Genomic DNA, 3,975 nt, shown 5'->3' with positions numbered 1-3,975 from the left:
ATCCTACCCAATTTTTGACACAGCGGTTGGAAAGATTGGGGTCCTCATCTGCTATGATGTGGAATTTCCCGAGACATCGAGAGTTCTTGCTTTAAGTGGTGCAGATCTCATCGTTGTCCCGTCAGTCTGGAGCTTGGAGGCAGAGCAAAGATGGGATATTCAACTGCCGGCGCGGGCGTTAGATAACTCTTTGTATGTGTTAGGGGTAAACGCCGTGGGAGAAGGGACTTGTGGAAAAAGTAAATTCCTAGATTCAAAAGGGAGGATCATGCAGGAAGCATCGAGAGGCTCAGAAGAAGTCATCTATGGAACTATTGATAAGCAGCAGCTCATAAAAACACGAGAGGATATTCCTTATATGAAAGACTATCCAGCAGATTTTGCTCCTGTTAATATCGGCCATTCAGAAGACAAAATGAAAGGAGCCTAAAATGTTGCAAGACAATAATGACAGTAATGACAATAGTGGAAGTTAAAAGGTGAACTGGTAAGAACAAAACGTTCTTGTCCGTTCACCTTTTTAATGTGTTATTTGAGCCCGGGCAGCCTTTACATATGCACGCGCTGATTTCGTACTTAGTTTGCTTTCTTTTGAATGCAATATTGCGCTTTCGCCTTTTCGGACTTCTTCACGTATATTTTATAAATGTGATTCACCGCACCGTACCCAACACCAGCCTGTGAGGCATTTGACCTTGACACAACTCGGTATTTTATTGAGCCCGCCTTTAGTTTATCCGTAACCCGATAATAATCATCCATTTTGAAAGTAGTATACACCAAAGCTTTTTTAGTAGAAAACAAATATTCGATGAAATCAACGATGGCTGTCACAAAATCCCCCCTTCGCTAGTTAGTACTTACGAATATTATATATCTATTAAATCGAACCAACCACAAAACCGTTTGAAAAAAATGAATTTTCTGAGGAATACAAGTTGTATTAGAGAATATATATTTAAACGACTACTTTATTTCCATAACACCTAAGTCACATGAAAAAATTAGAATTGATAAACAAATATGGGCGTTTCTGTTGCGCTAGTCATCTCAATTGTGTAGAATATTCTAATAATAAGAATATTTTTTATATTAAAATAACATTTAGAAACATTATAAAAGTTTATGTTATTTTAAGGTAAAAAATATATTTTTCAAATATTAAAAGGGGGAAATTTTAGTGAAGAAATTATTTATTTTGCTTTTTGTATTAATACTTACGATCGCGCTCATTGCAGCTTGTGGTGAGTCTGAAACTGGTGGAGACGGTGATGCAAGCGGTGACGGCGGAGGAGACGATCTTCCAGAATACACTGTTGCAACAGATACAAACTATGTGCCATTTGAATTTATGAATACGGAAACCCAGGAGATGGAAGGGTTTGATATTGACCTCATTAATGAGATTGCAGACAGAGTAGGCTTTATTGTTGATCTTGAGGTAGTAGAATTTGACGGAATTCTAGCTGGTATGGAATCTGGACGCTATGACGTTGGTATCGCAGGAATGACCATTACAGATGAAAGGGCAGAAGTCTTTGATTTCTCTGACCCATATTATGATGCTGGTCTTATATTAGCAGTGCGTGCTGATGAAGAAGAAATTCAATCTATTGATGATGTGGATGGAAGACCAGTTGCTACACGTGCAGCTACGACAAGTGAAACATATCTTTTAGAAAACACTGATGCAGAAGTTCGTCAGTTCCCAGACATAGTAAATGCCTATCAAGATTTAGTGGCAGGACGTGTGGACGCAGTCATTTACGACGTACCTAATGTGCTTTATTACATTGAAACTGAAGCACTTGGTGAAATGAAAACAGTTGGTGACCTTCTTACAGGTGAACAATATGGTATTGCATTCCCACAAGATTCAGAGTTAAGAGAACCAGTGAATGAGGCGCTTGCAGAAATGATGGATGATGGTACTTATGGTGATATCTACGAAAAATGGTTTGGTCAGAGACCAGAATAATTTAATGTAGAATTAACTAAATCTCACAACTTAAGCGCAACGAGTGAATAGCTTGTTGCGCTTTCGTTATCTCAGGGAGGTTACATAGGATGGAAGCTTTAATGGAGTTAATTAATAGTCAGCATTGGGGAAATACCCTTCCTTTTATTAGGCGGGGGCTGGCTCTTACGTTATACATTACCTTAGTTGGTGTTTTAATAGGTTTTTTTATCGGTACCATAACAGGCATCGCCCGGCTATCAAAAAACAAATTAATCTATGCGTTAGCAACTATTTATATTGAACTTATTCGTGGGACACCAATTTTAGTACAGGCGTTAGTCCTATATTTTTCCATATCTCAAACGTTTGGGATTAATCTTGATGCAGTAACCGCAGGTATTGTTGCTATTGCAATTAATGCAGGTGCATATATTGCCGAAATCGTTCGCGGTGGTGTGGAATCCATTGATAAAGGTCAAATGGAGGCAGGACGTTCCATTGGACTCAGCTCTACCCAAACCATGCGTTACATCATTTGGCCCCAGGCATTTAAACGAATGATACCTCCACTTGGAAACCAATTTATTATCAGTTTAAAAGATACATCAATTTTTGCCATAATCTCAGTAGGAGAAGTTACATTCCTCATGCGACAGTATGTTAGTTCGACGGCAGCTACATTCGAACCTTATGTCATGCTGTGTCTTGCCTATTTAATCATTACAATTCCTGCAATGCTTATTCTTAGAATGATTGAACGGAGGTTGGATGTCTAATGATTAAAGTTACAGATTTGCATAAATCCTTTGGTGATTTAGAAGTCCTAAAGGGAATTGACGCCGAGGTCAAAGAGAAGGAAGTCGTTTGTGTCATTGGTCCTTCAGGTTCTGGAAAAAGCACTTTTTTACGCTGCCTCAACTTGCTCGAGGAAGTTACTTCAGGGGAAGTGGTCATAGACGGAGAAAGCCTCACGAATCCACAGATTAATATTAATAAGCTCCGTTCCCAAGTAGGGATGGTTTTCCAGCACTTTAATTTGTTTCCTCACAAAACAGTTTTAGAAAATGTGACTTTGGGCCCGCTAAAGGTCAAGGAAGTATCGAAAGACGAAGCTGATAAGTTAGGTAGAAGTCTCTTGGAAAAAGTAGGTTTATCTGATAAAGCAGATGTATATCCTGGTGCTTTATCTGGCGGACAAAAACAGCGTGTTGCCATTGCAAGGGCACTAGCAATGAACCCAAAAGTGATGCTGTTTGACGAGCCTACATCAGCTCTTGACCCAGAACTCGTCGGCGACGTTCTAGCTGTAATGAAGGATCTTGCCAAAGAAGGAATGACGATGGTCGTTGTAACCCATGAGATGGGATTCGCCCGCGAGATGGGAGACCGAGTTATTTTTATGGACGAGGGAGTTATTATGGAGGAAGGGGATCCAAATGACATTTTTGATAATCCTCAGAACCCAAGAACGAAAGAATTTTTAAGTAAAGTTTTATAGTAAATTAGTGTTATGTTTTGTAAATAGGGTGCGCAAATGGCCGAGCCAGTCGAGTTTCATTTGACTGGAAGGCCATTTTTTATTTAAGAATTAGTATTTGTAAGTGGCATCAATTATAGAAGGAAGAATGGACTGGCTGTACGTATCGCGTTGAGTCTTTATTTTCTTAGAGTGGAGACTGAATCCGCAAACTAGCGATAAAACGCGTCCTATTAGCTTTCGTAATGTCGTTATATGATAAAACTAACGACAAAATGGAAGAGATTGAGGCTGTAACTGTCCGCAGAAACAGAGTCAGCGGACAAAATGCTAGTGATTCACGTTGTAATTGTCCGCAGAAGCAGAGTCAGCGGACAAAAGTCTAATGATTGAGGCAGCAAATGTCCGCAGAAACATAGTCAGCGGACAAAATGCTAGTGATTGAGTCAGCAAATGTCCGCAGAAGCATGAGCAGCGGACAAAATGCCAGAGATTGAGTCAGCAAATGTCCGCAGAAGCATGAGCAGCGGACAAAATG

General features: G+C 39.8%; 5 protein-coding genes. 4 read left to right on the top strand and 1 reads right to left on the bottom strand.

Annotation, left to right across the window (positions count from 1 at the left end; translation table 11 throughout):
• Nucleotides 1–430, top strand: a 430-nt coding sequence (locus BW724_RS21400; RefSeq protein ID WP_328588733.1) for a nitrilase-related carbon-nitrogen hydrolase, incomplete at its 5' end; no start/stop codon positions are given.
• A 146-nt stretch (nt 431–576) separates the two neighbouring features.
• Here the strand turns inward: BW724_RS21400 and BW724_RS21395 are convergent.
• On the bottom strand, nt 577–834 hold the full coding sequence (locus BW724_RS21395; protein WP_088077097.1) for a hypothetical protein: 258 nt from the start codon (nt 832–834) through the stop codon (nt 577–579).
• 346 nt (nt 835–1,180) lie between these two features.
• On the opposite strand from BW724_RS21395, the gene BW724_RS21390 reads away from it, so the two are divergent.
• The 3 genes from BW724_RS21390 (at nt 1,181) to BW724_RS21380 (ending at nt 3,458) form a co-directional block, all read left to right on the top strand.
• Nucleotides 1,181–1,978: a glutamine ABC transporter substrate-binding protein gene (locus BW724_RS21390; protein WP_088077096.1), complete on the top strand. Its 798-nt coding sequence runs from the start codon at nt 1,181–1,183 to the stop codon at nt 1,976–1,978.
• 89 nt (nt 1,979–2,067) lie between these two features.
• Complete coding sequence (locus BW724_RS21385; RefSeq protein ID WP_235849041.1) at nt 2,068–2,736, top strand: amino acid ABC transporter permease; 669 nt, start codon at nt 2,068–2,070, stop codon at nt 2,734–2,736.
• Complete coding sequence (locus tag BW724_RS21380; RefSeq protein ID WP_088077095.1) at nt 2,736–3,458, top strand: amino acid ABC transporter ATP-binding protein; 723 nt, start codon at nt 2,736–2,738, stop codon at nt 3,456–3,458. The genes BW724_RS21385 and BW724_RS21380 overlap by 1 nt, the downstream gene beginning before the upstream one ends.
• Nucleotides 3,459–3,975 lie beyond the last annotated feature (517 nt).

This window comes from Litchfieldia alkalitelluris, assembly GCF_002153425.1.
Taxonomy (GTDB): domain Bacteria; phylum Bacillota; class Bacilli; order Bacillales; family Salisediminibacteriaceae; genus Evansella; species Evansella alkalicola.
The sequence above is the reverse complement of the archived record's forward strand: the minus strand, read 5'-3'. Positions and strand labels throughout refer to the sequence as shown.